Source organism: Cupriavidus oxalaticus (assembly GCF_004768545.1).
Lineage (GTDB): Bacteria > Pseudomonadota > Gammaproteobacteria > Burkholderiales > Burkholderiaceae > Cupriavidus > Cupriavidus oxalaticus_A.
The window spans coordinates 3,649,037-3,665,490 of record NZ_CP038635.1 but is presented as its reverse complement, the minus strand read 5'-3'; the positions used below and the strand labels follow the sequence as shown (position 1 = coordinate 3,665,490).

Genomic DNA, 16,454 nt, shown 5'->3' with positions numbered 1-16,454 from the left:
GTTAGCGGTCATGGGGCGGATTCTAGGCGGGGGAAACTGTCAAAAGGCTGTCAAAAGTGGTGGGAAGGGGTTGGGGTTTACGTGGATGGCGGGGGATTGGCATGTGGACGGGCGGGAGAGGGCCCGCGCATCCGGGGACTGCGGGCCTGCAATAGCTCAATAGCGCTCACCCTGCAGGCACCGCCTGCAAGCAAGGATCCTTGCGCGCCACCGCCGGCACCACCACCGCCATGTCGAACTCGCCGTCCGCCGCCGCGCTCTCCACGTAGCCCACGCTGACAACCTTGCCGGCCTCGCCAGTAAGCCAGCGCGGCACCCCCACGTCGCGCCGCACATGCCCGTTGCCCGCAATCAGCACCGCGCCGCGCTGCGCGTAAGGCCGCAGCGCCCGCGCCATCACCGCGTCGCGCGCCGCCTGTGCCGCCAGCATGCCGGGCAGCATTGCCTTGGGGAAATTGCCGCAGTGCCCGCGGTCAAGCACAGCGGTCTGCGCCGCCACCAGGTCAGGCGGCAACTCTCCCGTCAGGCCAAGCTTCTCCCGCTCGTGCGCCGGGAACAGCCCGTCCAGCCCACCGCGCACGATCTTCCCCGCATCCGCGCGCGACAGGTTAGCCGCGACCAGCGGCAGGTCGTACTGCAGCGCCAGCGCCACCACCGGCCGGTACAGCGGCCACTGCCAGGCACCACCGCCGGCCTGCGCGATCAGGTAGTCGGCATCCTTGGGCCGCTCCTTGCGGGCACGGTCGATATCGGGCTGCCGTTCGCGGTCGAACTGCTCCATGGCGATGGCCGGACGCCAGCCCTGCTCGACCGCGCGCGTCAGCGCGGCCAGCCGCTGCTGCTGTCCGGCGGCATTGTCATGGACCTCGCCCAGCAGCACGTAGGGCTTGCCGGCAAAGCCGGCGCTGACGGCAGCCGGCGAGGGGCCCGAGGCAGCACAGCCTGCGGTCAGCAAGGCGGCAGCTGCGGCCAGCATGGTCGGAACGCGCAAGCGGAATGACATCACGCGGCTTCCTTTTTTTCTTGTTTCGTTCGTTAGCATGGATCCGGCTAGCGCCCTCAGTGCTGCCGCACCGTCTCCCCAGGCACCTTCTCCGGCAGCTTGTTGCCTTCCGAGTCGATCTGCAGCGGCCCCGTGCCCGAGAACCTGTCCAGCGCCAGGTAGATCACCGGCGTGATGAACAGCGTAATCACCTGCGAGAACAGCAGCCCGCCGACCACCGCCAGGCCCAGCGGCTGGCGCAACTCGGCGCCGGCGCCGAGGCCCAGCGCCAGCGGCAGCGCGCCCATCACCGCGGCGAAGGTAGTCATCATGATCGGACGGAAGCGCAGCAGGCATGCCTGCCGGATTGCCCTGGCCGGCGTCATGCCTTGCTCGCGCTGCGCCGCCAGCGCGAAGTCGATCATCATGATCGCGTTCTTCTTGACGATGCCGATCAGCATCAGCACGCCGATGACCGCGATCAGCGACAGCTCGATATTGAAGACAAAGAGCGTCAGCAGCGCGCCGACCGCGGCCGACGGCAGTCCCGCCAGGATGGTCAGCGGGTGGATGTAGCTCTCGTACAGCACGCCCAGCAGCGTGTAGATCACCGCGATGGCCGCCACCAGCAGCACGATCTGCGTGGCCTGCGATGACTGGAACACCGCCGCGTCGCCGCCCCAGCTGGTGAAGATGGACGTCGGCATCGCGATCTCCTGCTTGTAGCGGTCGATGCGCGCCGACGCGTCGCCCAGCGCCGCGCCCGGCGCAAGGTTGAACGACACCGTCACCGACGGCAGCTGCCCCTGGTGGTTGACCGCGATCGGGCCGACGCGGCGCTCGGTGGTGGCGAACGCCGACAGCGGCACCATCTGGCCGGTCTTGCTGCGCACGTAGAGCTTGGCGAACGCGGTCTCGTCGACGCGGTCGAGGTCGGCCGCCTGCAGGATCACGTAGTAGTTGTCGATCGGCGTGTAGATGGTCGACACCTGCCGCTCGCCGAACGCCGAATACAGCGCGGTGCGCACGTCCTGCATCTGCACGCCGAGCGCGTTGGCCTTGTCGCGGTCGATCGACAGGTGCGCCTCCAGGCCCGACTGCTGCGAGTCGCTGGTGACATCGCGGAACAGGCTGTCGGCGCGCATCTTCGCCATCAGCTTGTCGGAGTAGTCCTGCAGCTGGCCGGCCTTCACGCTTTGCAGCGTGTACTGGTAGCGGCTCTTGCTCTGGCGCCCGCCGAGCTGCAGGTTCTGCACCGGCGCGAAATACACCGCCAGCCCGGGCACGCCGGCCACGTCGCGGCGCAGCGACTCGATCACCTTGGGCATCGCGTTGCGCTCGCCGCGCGGCTTGAGCTCGACGAACATGCGCCCGGTGTTGATGGCCGGCGACGGGCCGCCGCCGATCGCCACCACGATGCTCTTGACCGCGGGGTTGGCGCGCATGCGCTCGGCCGCATCGCGCAGGCGCTCGGACATGGCATCAAAGGAAATGTCCTGCGGCCCTTCGGCATTGACGCGGATCTGGCCGATGTCTTCCTCCGGGAAGAAGCCCTTGGGGATCGTGACGAACAGCACCGCGGTCAGCACGAAGGTCAGACCCGCCGCCACCAGCACCGTGCGCCGGTGCGCCAGGCACCAGTCCAGTCCGCGCGCATAACGGTGCAGCGTGAACTCGAACAGGTTCTCGAACCACTGCGTGGAGCGCATGCCGATGGTCTGCCTCTGTGGCACGGCAGGCTGCGCCAACGCGTGGTCGCCATAAGCGTGGTGCGACTCGTCGACCGGCACGTTTTCGGCCGACAGGAAACGCGCGCACAGCATCGGGATCAGCGTCAGCGACACCGCTGCCGACACCAGGATCGACAGCGACACCACCGCGGCGAACTCGTGGAACAGCAGCCCGATCACGCCGGGCATGAAGAAGATCGGGATAAACACCGCCACCAGCGAGATCGAGATCGACAGGATGGTGAAGCCCATCTCGCGCGAGCCCACCAGCGCGGCCTTCAGCGGCGGCACGCCTTCCTCGATATGGCGCACGATGTTCTCGAGCATGACGATGGCGTCGTCCACCACCAGCCCCACCGCCAGCGTGATGGCCAGCAGCGAGACGTTGTCCAGGCTGTAGCCGAACGCCTTCATCAGCGCCACCGTGCCGATCAGCGAGATCGGCAGCGACACGGTGGGGATCAGCGTGGCGGCGGCGCGGCGCAGGAACAGGAAGATCACCATCACCACCAGCGCCACCGTCAGCGCCAGCGTGAACTGCACGTCGTGGATCGATTCGCGGATCGAGCGCGAGCGGTCGTTGACCACCGCCACGTTGACCGAGCCCGGCATCTGCCCGATCAGGCGGGGCAGGGCGGCCTGGATCGCATCGACCACCGCCACGGTGTTGGCGTCGGGCTGGCGCAGCACGGCCAGCACGATCGAGCGCTCGTTGTTAAGCCAGCTGCCGGTCTTGATGGTCTCGACGCTGTCCTCGACCTCGGCCACGTCGGACAGCCGCACCAGCGCGCCGTTGGGCTGGCTGGCGACGATGATGTTGCGGAAGGCATCCGCATTGGTCATCTGCCGGTTGGCCTGGATGGTCAGCGTCTGGCGCGCGCTGTCGAGCGTGCCCACGGGGGTGTTGGCGTTGGCGCGGTTCAGCGCGGTGGCCAGCTCGTCCAGCGTCAGGCCGCGCGCTGCCAGCGCATCCGGGTGCGCGCGCACGCGCACGGCAAAGCGCTTCTGCCCGAAGATCTGCACCTGCGCCACGCCCGGCAGCGTGGCCAGCGTGGGCGAGATCAGGTTGTCGCCGAAGGCATTCAGGTCCGCCAGGCTCATCGCCGGCGAGTTGATCGCCAGCAGCAGCACCGGCGCGTCGGCCGGGTTGACCTTGCGGTACGACGGCGGCGTCGTCATCTCGATCGGCAGCGAACGCTGCGCGCGGAACAGGGCCGCCTGCACGTCCACGGCCGCGTCGTCGATATCGCGGTCGCTGTTGAATTCGATGGTGATGCTGGAGTTGCCGAGCGTGTTCGACGAGCTGATCACCGACACACCGGGGATGGTGGCGAACTGCTTTTCCAGCTGCGTCGCCACCGAAGCCGCCATGGTTTCCGGGCTCGCGCCCGGCAGCGTCGCGGTGACCTGGATCACCGGCGAGTTGAAGCTGGGCAGCGCGGCGATCGGGATGGTCGGGTACAGCACGATGCCGGTGACGACCACGGCCAGGCACAGCAGCACCGTCATCACCGGACGGCGGATGCAGAGTTCGGACAGCGTCATGGCTCAGTGCCCCGCGGCGGCATTGGCGGCAACGTTCGCGGCACTGGCTGGCCGCGCGGCGGCCGCACCGGAGGCGGCGCCGGCCGGCGCCTCGCGCACCAGCGCGCCCGGGCGCAGGTTCTGCGTGCCTTCCACCACCACGCGGGCGCCGGGCTGCACGCCTTCCACCACGGCCGCGGCGGCGGTGGTGGTGATCACCTGCACCGGCACGCGCGCGACCTTGCTGTCGGGCTGCACCACGTAGACAAAGCGCCCTTCGGGGCCGGTCACCACCGCCTGCGGCGGCACCGACAGCGCGCCCTTGAGCGTCTGCACCACCGCGCTGACGTTGGCGTAGGTGCCCGGCCACAGCCGCTGCTCTTCGTTGCCGAACTGGGCCTTGACGCGAATGGTGCCGTACTGCGGATCGACCGTGTTGTCCACGAAGGTGATCTTGCCGGTCACCGGGGTCTTGCTGCCGTCGTTGGGCTGGGCGATGACCTGTACCGGGCCGGCCTGCAGCGCCTCGCGCAGCGCCGCCAGCTGGCGCTCGGGCAGGCTGAAGGTCACTGCGATCGGCTGCACCTGCGCGATGGTGACCATCGGCACGGCGCCGGTAGGCAGCACCAGCGAGCCCGGGAAGGCGTTGATCACGCCGGTGCGGCCACTGATGGTGGCGCGGATCGAGCCATAGCTGATCGCCACGCGGCTGGCCTCGATGGCGGCCTGGTCGGCGCGCACGGTGGCTTCGGAGCCATCGACCCTGGCCTGCGCGGTATCGACTGCGCTCCTGGAAATGAAGTTGCGCTCGAGCAGTTCCTTGCTGCGCGCCAGCGTGCGGCGGGCGTCGGCCAGGTCGGCCTGGTCCTTCAGCAGCTGCGCCTGGGCCTTGGCCAGGTTGGCCTCGTCCATGCGCGTGTCGAGCGAGAACAGCAGGTCGCCCGGCTTGACCGTCTGGCCTTCCTTGATATGGACCGTGCGCACCGTGCTGGACACCTGCGGCCGCACCTCGACCGTGGACAGCGCGGTGACATTGCCGTTGGCCGTGACCTGCAGCGGCACGTCACCCTGCTGCACCAGCGCGGTGGTGACCACCGCCGCGGCGGGCGGCTTGGGCGCCGGCTTGGGCGCCAGCCACGTGCGCCAGGCAAACCAGCCCAGCCCGCCCAGCACCAGCACTGCCAAGACCAGTACCCACGGCGAAACCCGGCCGCGCCCGGTTCCCGCGGCCGCACTCCAGTTGCTGTCGACGAACCCCTTGGGCTGGTCGATCCTGTCAGTTTTCATGTTGTGTGGACCCTCTGCACCGCGTCTTGCGCTACTCCCCGTGATCCGCGCCGGCTTGTTGTGATCGAATGTCGCCGGCGCGTGCTGCGCAAAGACTCTACTAGTACCGCGCTTCGCCGGCCGGAGCCAGCGTCGCGTATTACAGTCCGTTACAGGGGTGTAAGGCGGTATCGGGAAGACGGGCGCCGGCAAGCGCCCTCCGGACCACGGAGGAAACCGGAAATGAAGTTGGCGAGGCGCTTGTATCGTTAGACAAACATTATCAGAAAAGCTGCCGCCGGCTGTCACGACGCCACTGGTTAACGCTGTCGATCGACAGTTCGCGTGGCCCCGGCTGCACAATGATGGCGTCGCCGGCGCGAACCTGGCCGGTCACCAGCACGCTCAGGTAGACGCCCGAATACCCGCTCTGCACCATGTCGCGCACCGCGTGGCGGTAGCCGAGCGCGGCATTGAACTTGTAGCAGGGCCGGCGCGGCGCCTCCACCCGCAGCAGCGCCGTCCCGGCGCGCACCAGGTCGCCGATCCACAGGTCGGACTCCAGCAGGCCTTCCAGGCTCAGGTTCTCGCCCAGAGCGCCGAACGGCAGCGGCTGTGCCGATTCGGGTTGCCCGCAAGCGCGCCGGCGCGCATTCCACCAGGGGTAGTGCTCGGACGGATAGGCGTAGACCGCCTTGTCCCGGCCGCCGTGGACGGTCAGGTCGGCCTGCTCGTCGCCGGCCATGCCCAGCGGCCGCACCTGCACCGAGAGCGGGTGCAGCAGGGTGCTGACGGGATGCTTGCGGATGCCGGACAGCACCACCGCCTCGGTGCCTGCGCCGGCCACGACCAGCGGGATCGCCTTGCCAAGGCTCACGGCCAGCACGCGTGCATTGCCTTGCCAGCGTCCGGAATCGCTCACGTGCGCCCCCGCTTGTGGTTGTGGAAAGAGATGTGGATAAGCTGCGGATATCCCTGAGGATAAGGGGGCGGATAACACTGTGGACAAGTGCTTCGTGCGGTGCCTCACAAGACGCCGCGTGCACGGCGAGGCAGGTCGCTCCCGGGGACAGGACGCCCCCGGGCCTTGGTTTCAGCCGGCGTTGGGAGCCTGCTGCGGAGCCTGCGGGCGCTGCCACTGGCAGCCCAGCGAACGGGCGCGCTGCGACACCGCCAGCGCCGCCAGCATCAGCGCCGCGGCGCCCCAGTGCAGCGAATCGACCCCGGCCAGGGTATAGATGCCGGCGCCGGCCATCGCGCCTGCAGCCTGCCCGAGGTAGATCGACGAAGAGTTCAGCGAGATCGAGGCCGAGGCGCGCTCCGGCGCCAGCAAGACCAGCCGCGCCTGCTGCGCGCTGTTGGTGGCAAACCCGCCCAGCCCCCACAGCATGAACAGCAGCACCAGCGCCACGCCGCCCAGGCCCGCCAGCGGCCACAGCACCATGGCGGTCACCGAGGTCAGCAGGGCCACCTGCACGATCCGGCTCGGGGTGACGCGATCCATGCGCGACGCCGCCAGCGCATTGCCGAACACGCCGCAGGCGCCATAGGCCAGGAACATCAGGCTGAGCGCGCCGCCGCTGATGCCGTAGACATCGCGCATCAGCGGCGCGACATAGGTAAACATGGTGAACATGCCGGCCGACGACACCATGGTGGTCAGCACCACCAGCATGACCGGCTTGTGGCGCAGCACCGCGGCCCAGGCCTCGCGCCCCACCGGCTCCACGTACAGCCCGCGCGGCAGCGCCCGCCAGACCGCCGCCGACACCAGCAGCGCCAGTGCGCCCACCAGGCCCATGCTGACGCGCCAGCCCAGCGTGGTCGAGATCCAGGTGCCCAGTGGCACGCCCACCACGCTGGCGACGCTCCAGCCCAGGAAGACAAAGCTGATGGCACGGCCGCGCGTCTGCGCATTGACCAGCAGCGGCAGCGTCGCCGCGGTCTGCGGTGTGTAGATGGCGGCGCCGATCGCCGTCAGGAAGCGGATCACCATCAGCGCCGCGAAGCTGGGCGCAAAGGCGGCCGCCAGGTGCATCACCGCATAGACCAGCAGCGACCCCGCCAGCAGCAAGCGGCGGTCGATGCGCGAACCCAGCGTGGCAAACAGCGGCGCGCCCACGCAGGTGGCCAGCGCGAATACTGAAATCAGCTGCCCGGCACTGGCCGCGCCCAGCCCGAAATCCCCGGCAATATCGTTCAACATGCCGGTCACGATCATCGCGCCGGTGCCGATGACGAAATTGCCGACGCAGAGCGTCACGAGCCTGGGATCCATGCCGGCCTTGGGAAGAGGGGGTGCGCGCGGGCGCTTGTTGTTGTCGGGGCTGCCGCCATGGCCGTTGCGGCCGGCGGTTAGGGAAGTCCCGAGTGTAGCGGGATTGGCGGATTCGCGTTGACAGCGCAATCCGCCCTGGCCATAGCCCACGCCATGTGAACCAGGCTCCCCTCTGCCGCGCTCGCTCCCGCGAAGTGGGAGAGGGGTGGGGGAGCCTCTACGAAGTGACGCGAGGCGGAATGCCAGCGCCGACCCGCCCCGGCAGCTACCGTAACGCCTCAGCGCGACAGCGCCGGTGTCAACGCCTTGGGATTGACGATGCAGCCGTGATTGCCGCCCAGCACGTCCAGGATGTTCTGGAAAGCCGTGCGGAAGTACAGCTCATAGCTGTCGCGCTCGACATAGCCCAGGTGCGGCGTGCAGATGCAGTTCTCCATGCGCAGCAGCGCGTGCCCCTGCAGGATCGGCTCGGATTCGAACACGTCGACCGCCGCCATGCCCGGGCGGCCGCGGTTAAGCGCGGTGACCAGCGCGTTCTCTTCCAGCAGCTCGGCGCGGCTGGTGTTGACGAACAGCGCGGTGGGCTTCATCCGCGTCAGGTCGGTCAGCTTGACGATGCCGCGGGTGTCGTCGTTCAGCCGCAGGTGCAGCGACAAAACGTCGCTGTCGGCAAAAAACTGGTCCTTGGAGGCGGCCACGTCCAGCCCGTCGGCGCGCGCGGCCTCCAGCGAGGCCTCGCGGCCCCACACCATCACCCGCATGCCGAAGGCCTTGCCATAGCCGGCCAGCAGGCGGCCGATCTTGCCGTAGCCCCAGATGCCCAGGGTCTGGCCGCGCAGCATCTGGCCCAGCCCGAAGTTGGGCGGCATGGTGGTCGATTTCAGCCCCGATTGCTGCCACGCGCCGTGCTTGAGGCTGGCCACGTACTGCGGAATGCGCCGCTGCGCGGCCATGATCAGCGCCCAGGTCAGCTCGGCCGGCGCCACCGGCGAGCCGACGCCTTCCAGCACCGCCACGCCGCGGTCGGTGGCGGCATCCAGGTCGATATGGCTGCCCGGACCGGCGCCGACCTTGCCGGTCTGGCTGATCAGCTTCAGTTTCGGCAGTTTTTCCAGCAGTTGCCGGGTGATACGGGTGCGTTCGCGGATCAGCACCACGGCTTCCACGTCCGACAGGCGCGCTGCCAGCTGGCCCACGCCCTTAACGGTGTTGTTGAACACCTTGACGTCGTGTCCCTCCAGCAGGCTGAAGCACGGCAGCTTGCGCACGGCGTCCTGGTAATCGTCGAGTACGGCAATCTTCATCGGCAACTCTGGTTTGTCTTCCGGCGCTTGTGCCGGTTGGTGCGCGCGGCAACCGAGCCGCGCGCCGCCCAACAGTATTGTGGATAACCCAGCGTCGGCGCCAGCATGCCGGCCCGCCGCGAGGTGGAACATCTCTTGCGAAACAACGGCGTCAATTGTTGCGCAGCAAAAAACAGGGGGGTGCGCCAGTGGTATCCTTGCCCGCTCCGGTGCCGCCGCGGATTGTCGGTCGAGCCTTGCTCCCGACACGCGGTTGCCGCCGGACAAAGCCCGCCCGGCGCGCGCAGATACCCCTGCGCGGGCGAAGCGCAACTGTAGCGCAGCCGCAGGGACCGCCGCGACCTTTTGCACAACACGGGCCGCCGCGGAGTTGTAACGGGATGTGACGATCGGGACAGGGCCATCTCCCATGCCGCGATCCCGCGATTCCGTCCCCCGCGCGAGCAACGGACCAACCGCCCGCCGGCCAGGCTTTGCAAGGTTTCCTTCCCTTCCTTCCCTTTACAAACCTGGAGTTGCAGTATGAACCACCCCTCGATGCAAGGCACGGCGCCAGTGAATGCCCCGGCCTGGGTCAAGCACCCCAAGCTGGTTGCCTGGGTCGCCGGAATCGCCGCGCTGACCAAGCCCGACAATATCTACTGGTGCGACGGCTCGCAGGAAGAATATGACCGCCTGTGCGAGCAGATGGTCGCCGCCGGCACCATGAAGCGGCTGAACCCGGCCAAGCGCAAGAACTCGTTCCTGGCGCTGTCGGATCCGTCGGACGTGGCCCGCGTTGAAGACCGCACCTTTATCTGCTCGGAACGGCAGGAAGACGCCGGCCCCACCAACAACTGGACCGCCCCGGCCGAGATGCGCCAGACGCTGAATGGCCTGTTCGAAGGCTGCATGCGCGGCCGCACGCTGTACGTGGTGCCGTTCTCGATGGGCCCGCTGGGCTCGCCGATCGCCCATATCGGCGTGGAACTGTCCGATTCGCCGTATGTGGCGGTCAATATGCGCATCATGACGCGCATGGGCCGGGCCGTGTATGACGTGCTGGGCACCGACGGCGAGTTCGTGCCGTGCGTGCACACCGTCGGCAAGCCGCTCGCCGCCGGCGAGAAGGACGTGCCGTGGCCGTGCAACCCGACCAAGTACATCGTCCATTTCCCGGAAACGCGCGAGATCTGGTCGTTCGGCTCGGGCTACGGCGGCAACGCGCTGCTGGGCAAAAAGTGTTTTGCGCTGCGCATTGCGTCGACCATGGGCCGCGATGAAGGCTGGCTCGCCGAGCACATGCTGATCCTGGGCGTAACCTCGCCCGAGGGCAAGAAGTACCACGTGGCCGCGGCGTTCCCGTCGGCCTGCGGCAAGACCAACTTCGCCATGCTGATTCCGCCCAAGGGCTTCGAGGGCTGGAAGGTCACCACCATCGGCGACGACATCGCCTGGATCAAGCCGGGCCAGGATGGCCGCCTGTACGCGATCAACCCGGAAGCCGGCTTCTTCGGCGTGGCCCCGGGCACCAGCGAGAAGACCAACTACAACGCGATGGCGACGCTGAAGGAGAACGTCATCTTCACCAACGTGGCGCTGACCGACGACGGCGACGTGTGGTGGGAAGGCATGACCAAAGAAGCGCCGGCTCACCTGATCGACTGGCAGGGCAAGGACTGGACCCCGGAAATCGCCAGGGAGACCGGCGCCAAGGCTGCCCACCCGAACTCGCGCTTCACCGCGCCGGCGTCGCAGTGCCCGTCGATCGACGAGAGCTGGGACAACCCGGCCGGCGTACCCATTGATGCGTTCATCTTCGGCGGCCGCCGCTCGACCACCGTGCCGCTGGTGACCGAGGCCCGCAACTGGACCGAAGGCGTGTACATGGCCGCCACCATGGGTTCGGAAACCACCGCCGCGGCCGCTGGCCAGCAAGGCGTGGTGCGCCGCGACCCGTTCGCCATGCTGCCGTTCTGCGGCTACAACATGAGCGACTACTTCGGCCACTGGCTGGCACTGGGCCAGAAGCTGGAAGTCGCGGGCGCGAAGCTGCCGAAGATCTACTGCGTCAACTGGTTCCGCAAGGACGCCGACGGCAACTTCGTGTGGCCGGGCTTCGGCGACAACATGCGCGTGCTGTCGTGGATGATCGATCGCGTGGAAGGCAAGGGGCAGGGCGCCGAACACATGTTTGGCACGACGCCGCGATATGAGGATCTGAACTGGAATGGGGTGGAGTTCTCCCCGGCGCAATTTGCGCAGGTGACCTCGATTGATCGCGATGCCTGGCGGGAGGAACTGGCGCTGCATGATGCGCTGTTCACGCAGCTGAATCATCGCCTGCCGCAGGCGCTGGCGGAAACGCGCGCGGCGCTGGGCAAGCGGCTGGAGGGCTAAGCCGCTGCCGGTTTGCTCCCCTCTCCCCGTGAGGTCCGTGAGGGGAGAGGGAGAACACCTTGCCAAGGCGAGTTCGGGCGGCCTGGGAGCACCCAGAACCGCACTCCTTTTCGGCGTCCTGGGGGCCTGTCAGCCCCCCTCGCTATCCCCCAGCGTCTCCACCGCATACTTCACCAACCCCGAGCGCCCTTCGATCCCCAGCTTGCGTTTCAGGTTGAGCCGGTGTGTTTCGACCGTCCGCACCGATACGCCCAGTTGCGCCGCAATCTCCTTGTTGGCCATCCCGCGCCCGATGCAGCCCAGGATGTCGCGCTCGCGCCGGGTCAGCGCATCCAGCGGTCCCGGGCTCTGCTCGGCCATGCCGCGCGCGATGCGGGCACTGTAGAACACCCGCCCCGCCAGCACCGACTGGATCGCCGCCATCAGCTCATCGGCCGGCGCATCCTTCAGCACATAGCCCCGCGCCCCCGCCCGCACTGCCTGCCGCACATACTCCAGGTTGTCGTGCATCGACACGATCAGTACCGCCAGCTCCGGATACCGGTCATGGAGCGCGGCCGCCAGCGCAATGCCGCCCATGCCGCGCATGCCGATATCGGTGATCACCAGGTCCGGCAGGTCGGCCTCGCCGGCACGGTCCAGCCACGCGAGCGCCGCCTCGCCGCCATCGGCCTCGCCGACCACGCGCAGCCCCGGCTGCAGCGCCAGGTGCATGCGCATGCCGTCGCGCACCAGCGCGTGATCGTCGATCAGCAATACGCGCGCCGGTGCGCCGGTGTGGCTCGATTCAGGGGAACGTGTCATGACTGCGAAGGTCCGGCGGAAACAGGATCATGCGAAACGGCTGCGGGCTTTGGCGCAGGCTTCGCCAGGGGCAGCGACGCCACCAGCTCGGTGCCGCCGGTGCCGGAAACAATATCGAACTGCCCGCACAACGCGGCGATGCGCTCGCCCAGGTTGCGCAGGCCGATGCCGCGCCGGGGATCGCGCTGCATGCTCGGCACGTCGAAACCGGCGCCGTCGTCGCGCACCGTGAGCCGGGTGGCGTCGGCGTCGAATGCCAGCGACACGCTGACGTGCCGGGCGTTTGCGTGGCGTTCCACGTTGGTCAGCGCCTCCTGGGCGATGCGGAACAGCGCGGTGGCCTGCTCGTCGGGCAACTCGCGCGGGGTACCTGACTGAATCACCGAGATCTGCAGCCGGCTGCCGCCCTGCATCTCGCGCGCCAGGTGCTGGAGCGCGGCAAAGAGACCGAGGTCGTCCAGCAATGCCGGCCGCAAATTGCGCGCCACCCGCCGCACTTCATTGAAAACCGTGTCGAGCCGGTTCAGCGCCATGCCCAGCACCGGCGCCACCGCGGCGCCTTCGGTCGGAGCCAGCCGCAGCCGGTTGGTAGCGGTTTCCAGCACCAGCTTGACCGACACCAGCAACTGGCTGATGCCGTCGTGCAGTTCGCGCGACAGCCGTGCCCGCTCCTCCTCCTGCGACTGCACCACCCGCTGCGCAAGCTGGCGCAGCTTGGCATCGGCCTCGCGATGCTCGCTGACATTGAGCGCGAGGCCGCTGGCCGCTACCAGCAGGATGCTGATCGCGGCGATCACGCCGATCCAGGCCATGGTCTCCCGGATATCGGTCTCGGCACGGGCATCGAGCTGGCGCAGCGTGCTTTCCACGTCGTCCAGGTAGATGCCGGTGCCGAGCATCCAGCCCCATTCGGGCACCGACACCACGTAGCCGAGCTTGGGTACCAGTTGCTGCGATGACGGCTTTTTCCACAGGTACCGCACCGCGCCGCCTCCGCCCCTGGCCGCCGCGATCAGCTGCTGGATGGTGAGCGATCCCTGCGGGTCGCGCATGGTCCACAAGTCCTGGCCGACCAGCTCGGGTTGGCGCGGGTGCATCAGGTTGCGGCCCTGCAGGTCGTACAGGAAGAAATAGCCGTCCGGCCCGTAGTCGAGCCGGGCCAGCGCCTCCATTGCCGCCTGGCGCGTGGCCAGATCAGTGCGGCCCGACCGCACCATCGGCGCGATCGCGCTCTGCGCCAGTTCTACGTAGTGGCGCAGCTCCATTTCCTTGCTTTGCAGGTAAGCGGCTTCGACCAGCGCGCGCTCATGCTGCGCGAGCTGGGTCGCCTGGTAGCGCACGGCAAGCGCGATGCCCAGCATGGCCACCGCAAGGGGCGCCACCGCGAGCAACAGGATCTTCTGGCGGAGTTTCATACAGGACCGGGGGTAAACACCGATGCCGCGCAGGCGGCATGCCACCGTCGATTTGCGTAGTACTACGCAGAAGTGCTGCGTAGTTACGCGCTTGTGCGGGGTTTGGCGGGTGTCAATACTACACGCCGGATGCGCAGGCCGCCCCAACAAGGCGCGCGTATCCACGCAGCTGGTGCACCGGCCTATCCGGATGGTGCACCGCCTGCCTGCAAGACGAGATCCGGAAACGACACGAACCGGGCGAGCAGCAGCCAGATCCCAGGAGACACCTTCACCGCCGGATTGCCCAGCTGCCCGCCCAGGCGCGCCCGCCGCCAACCCAGCCCGTTGCCAGTTACCAGTCCTTCGCCGCCGCAGGCTTTCCAAATCCCGGTCTGAGGAGACCTTCACTATGAATCGCATCGGAGAACACCTGGTGTGGCTGGCCGTCGCCGTGCTCGGCGCGTTTGCCTTCGGCACCGTCGCGCTGGCGCGCGGCGAGGCCGTCAGCGCACTGTGGATCGTGGTCGCCGCGCTCTGCATATACCTGATCGCCTACCGCTACTACAGCCGCTTTATCGCCGACAAGGTGATGCAGCTCGACCCGAAACGCATGACGCCGGCCTGGCGCCATAACGACGGCCTGGACTACGTGCCGACCAACAAGGCGGTTCTGTTCGGCCACCACTTCGCCGCGATCGCCGGGGCCGGCCCGCTGGTCGGCCCGGTGCTGGCCGCGCAGATGGGCTACATGCCCGGCATGCTGTGGCTGCTGGCCGGCGTGGTATTCGCCGGCGCGGTGCAGGACTTCATGGTGCTGTTCATCTCCACGCGCCGCGACGGCCGCTCGCTGGGCGACCTGGTCAAGTCCGAAATGGGCACGGTGCCGGGCCTGATCGCGCTGTTCGGCTGCTTCATGATCATGATCATCATCCTGGCGGTGCTGGCGCTGATCGTGGTGAAGGCGCTGGCCGATTCGCCGTGGGGCACCTTCACCGTGGCGGTGACCATCCCCATCGCCATCTTCATGGGCATCTACACCCGCTACATCCGTCCGGGCCGCATCGGCGAAGTATCCGTGATCGGCTTCGTGCTGCTGATGATGGCGATCATCGGCGGCCAGTACGTGCATGAAAGCGCGACGCTGGCCCCGCTGTTCACCTACGACGGCAAGGCGCTGACCTGGATGCTGATCATTTACGGCTTCATCGCCGCCGTGCTGCCGGTGTGGCTGCTGCTGGCCCCGCGCGACTACCTGTCGACCTTCCTGAAGATCGGCACCATCATCGCGCTGGCGGTGGGCATCGTGATCGTGGCGCCGGAGCTGAAGATGCCGGCCTTCACGCAGTTCGCCGAGGGCGGCGGCCCGGTGTGGTCGGGCAACCTGTTCCCGTTCCTGTTCATCACCATCGCCTGCGGCGCGGTGTCGGGCTTCCATGCGCTGATCTCGTCGGGCACCACGCCCAAGCTGCTGGAGAACGAGACCCACGCGCGCTTCATCGGCTACGGCGCGATGCTGGCCGAGTCCTTCGTCGCCATCATGGCGCTGGTGGCCGCCGCGGTGATCGAGCCGGGCGTGTACTTCGCCATGAACAGCCCCGCGGCCGTGATCGGCACCACGCCGGAAGCGGTGGCGCAGGCGGTCTCGACCTGGGGCTTCGTGATCACGCCTGACGTGCTGGTGCAGACCGCCAAGGACGTCGGCGAGAACACCATCATCTCGCGCGCCGGCGGCGCGCCGACGCTGGCCGTGGGCATCGCGCACATCCTGCACCAGGTGGTGGGCGGCCAGGCCATGATGGCGTTCTGGTACCACTTCGCGATCCTGTTCGAGGCACTGTTCATCCTGACCGCCGTCGACGCGGGCACCCGTGCCGGCCGCTTCATGCTGCAGGACCTGCTGGGCAGCTTTATCCCGTCGATGCGCAAGACCGACTCGCTGCCCGCCAACCTGATCGCCACCGGGCTGTGCGTGGCGGCCTGGGGCTACTTCCTGTACCAGGGCGTGGTCGATCCGCTGGGCGGCATCAACACCCTGTGGCCGCTGTTCGGCATCTCCAACCAGATGCTGGCCGCGGTGGCGCTGGTGCTGGGTACCTGCGTGCTGGTCAAGATGAAGCGCGGCCAGTACGCCTGGGTCACGCTGGTGCCGACCGTCTGGCTGCTGATCTGCACGCTGACTGCCGGCTGGCAGAAGCTGTTCCACGCCGACCCGAAGGTCAGTTTCCTGACCCACGCCGCCAAGTTCAGCGCCGCCATTGCCGAAGGCAAGGTGCTGGCCCCGGCCAAGTCGATGGAGCAGATGCACCGCATCGTCTTCAACGACTACCTGGACGCCGGCCTGTGCGCGCTGTTCATGGTGGTGGTGCTGTCGATCGTGTTCTATGGCTTCAAGACCGCGCTGCAGGCCCGCGCGGTGAACCGCCCGACCGACAAGGAAACGCCGTTCGAGCCGCTGCCAGGCGCGGCTTCGGCCCAGTCCTGACCCTGACCTCGACAAGGAGTCCGCCATGCTGGAACAACTGGGAACGATGGGGCGTTATCTCGGGCAGTCGCTGCGGCTGATGGTCGGCTTGCCCGACTACCAGACCTATGTGGCGCACATGGAGAGCACGCATCCGGACCGCGCGCCGATGAGCTACGAAGAGTTCTTCCGCGAGCGCCAGGAAGCGCGCTACGGCGGCGGGCAGGGCAAGTGCTGCTGAGCACACGGTAAAATACGCATCCGGGCCCTGGCCCGGGTGCAGACAAAGCAGACAGGCGATCACATGATCGCCTGTCTTTTTGTTAGGT

11 protein-coding genes are annotated in these 16,454 nt (G+C 67.9%); 3 read left to right on the top strand and 8 right to left on the bottom strand.

Annotation, left to right across the window (positions count from 1 at the left end):
• Positions 1 to 166 precede the first annotated feature (166 nt).
• From E0W60_RS27765 to E0W60_RS27740, 6 genes are all read right to left on the bottom strand, one after another.
• Positions 167 to 1,003, bottom strand: a complete 837-nt coding sequence (locus tag E0W60_RS27765) for a ChaN family lipoprotein (RefSeq protein ID WP_135706176.1) — start codon at positions 1,001 to 1,003, stop codon at positions 167 to 169.
• Positions 1,004 to 1,059: 56 nt separating this feature from the next.
• Positions 1,060 to 4,257 (bottom strand): efflux RND transporter permease subunit, encoded by a 3,198-nt coding sequence (locus E0W60_RS27760; RefSeq protein WP_135706175.1) that lies wholly within the window; start codon positions 4,255 to 4,257, stop codon positions 1,060 to 1,062.
• 3 nt (positions 4,258 to 4,260) lie between these two features.
• Positions 4,261 to 5,523: an efflux RND transporter periplasmic adaptor subunit gene (locus E0W60_RS27755; RefSeq protein WP_135706174.1), complete on the bottom strand. Its 1,263-nt coding sequence runs from the start codon at positions 5,521 to 5,523 to the stop codon at positions 4,261 to 4,263.
• 262 nt (positions 5,524 to 5,785) lie between these two features.
• Complete coding sequence (locus E0W60_RS27750) at positions 5,786 to 6,424, bottom strand: MOSC domain-containing protein (protein ID WP_135706173.1); 639 nt, start codon at positions 6,422 to 6,424, stop codon at positions 5,786 to 5,788.
• Between the two features lie 171 nt (positions 6,425 to 6,595).
• Positions 6,596 to 7,780: an MFS transporter gene (locus E0W60_RS27745; protein WP_133096607.1), complete on the bottom strand. Its 1,185-nt coding sequence runs from the start codon at positions 7,778 to 7,780 to the stop codon at positions 6,596 to 6,598.
• A 278-nt stretch (positions 7,781 to 8,058) separates the two neighbouring features.
• Positions 8,059 to 9,084: a D-2-hydroxyacid dehydrogenase family protein gene (locus tag E0W60_RS27740; protein WP_135706172.1), complete on the bottom strand. Its 1,026-nt coding sequence runs from the start codon at positions 9,082 to 9,084 to the stop codon at positions 8,059 to 8,061.
• Between the two features lie 522 nt (positions 9,085 to 9,606).
• On the opposite strand from E0W60_RS27740, the gene E0W60_RS27735 reads away from it, so the two are divergent.
• On the top strand, positions 9,607 to 11,463 hold the full coding sequence (locus tag E0W60_RS27735; RefSeq protein ID WP_135706171.1) for a phosphoenolpyruvate carboxykinase (GTP): 1,857 nt from the start codon (positions 9,607 to 9,609) through the stop codon (positions 11,461 to 11,463).
• 129 nt (positions 11,464 to 11,592) lie between these two features.
• Here E0W60_RS27735 and E0W60_RS27730 read toward each other — a convergent pair whose 3' ends face one another.
• A complete protein-coding gene (locus E0W60_RS27730; RefSeq protein ID WP_135706170.1) occupies positions 11,593 to 12,267 on the bottom strand; it encodes a response regulator in 675 nt (224 codons plus the stop codon).
• Positions 12,264 to 13,682: a cache domain-containing protein gene (locus E0W60_RS27725; RefSeq protein ID WP_133096603.1), complete on the bottom strand. Its 1,419-nt coding sequence runs from the start codon at positions 13,680 to 13,682 to the stop codon at positions 12,264 to 12,266. The genes E0W60_RS27730 and E0W60_RS27725 overlap by 4 nt, the downstream gene beginning before the upstream one ends.
• Before the next feature lie 391 nt (positions 13,683 to 14,073).
• Here E0W60_RS27725 and E0W60_RS27720 point away from each other — a divergent pair, with 391 nt between their 5' ends.
• Together E0W60_RS27720 and E0W60_RS27715 are read left to right on the top strand one after the other, a co-directional pair.
• Complete coding sequence (locus E0W60_RS27720) at positions 14,074 to 16,146, top strand: carbon starvation CstA family protein (protein WP_133096602.1); 2,073 nt, start codon at positions 14,074 to 14,076, stop codon at positions 16,144 to 16,146.
• 25 nt (positions 16,147 to 16,171) lie between these two features.
• A complete protein-coding gene (locus E0W60_RS27715; RefSeq protein WP_012354346.1) occupies positions 16,172 to 16,366 on the top strand; it encodes a YbdD/YjiX family protein in 195 nt (64 codons plus the stop codon).
• The last annotated feature ends 88 nt before the right edge of the window (positions 16,367 to 16,454 follow it).

Coding starts and splice junctions, on each gene's coding strand:
- E0W60_RS27720 (WP_133096602.1), top strand. CDS start 14,074: ATGAATCGCATCGGAGAACACCTGGTGTGGCTGGCCGTCGCCGTGCTC.
- E0W60_RS27745 (WP_133096607.1), bottom strand. CDS start 7,780: ATGGATCCCAGGCTCGTGACGCTCTGCGTCGGCAATTTCGTCATCGGC.
- E0W60_RS27715 (WP_012354346.1), top strand. CDS start 16,172: ATGCTGGAACAACTGGGAACGATGGGGCGTTATCTCGGGCAGTCGCTG.
- E0W60_RS27730 (WP_135706170.1), bottom strand. CDS start 12,267: ATGACACGTTCCCCTGAATCGAGCCACACCGGCGCACCGGCGCGCGTA.
- E0W60_RS27725 (WP_133096603.1), bottom strand. CDS start 13,682: ATGAAACTCCGCCAGAAGATCCTGTTGCTCGCGGTGGCGCCCCTTGCG.
- E0W60_RS27760 (WP_135706175.1), bottom strand. CDS start 4,257: ATGACGCTGTCCGAACTCTGCATCCGCCGTCCGGTGATGACGGTGCTG.
- E0W60_RS27735 (WP_135706171.1), top strand. CDS start 9,607: ATGAACCACCCCTCGATGCAAGGCACGGCGCCAGTGAATGCCCCGGCC.
- E0W60_RS27755 (WP_135706174.1), bottom strand. CDS start 5,523: ATGAAAACTGACAGGATCGACCAGCCCAAGGGGTTCGTCGACAGCAAC.
- E0W60_RS27740 (WP_135706172.1), bottom strand. CDS start 9,084: ATGAAGATTGCCGTACTCGACGATTACCAGGACGCCGTGCGCAAGCTG.
- E0W60_RS27765 (WP_135706176.1), bottom strand. CDS start 1,003: ATGTCATTCCGCTTGCGCGTTCCGACCATGCTGGCCGCAGCTGCCGCC.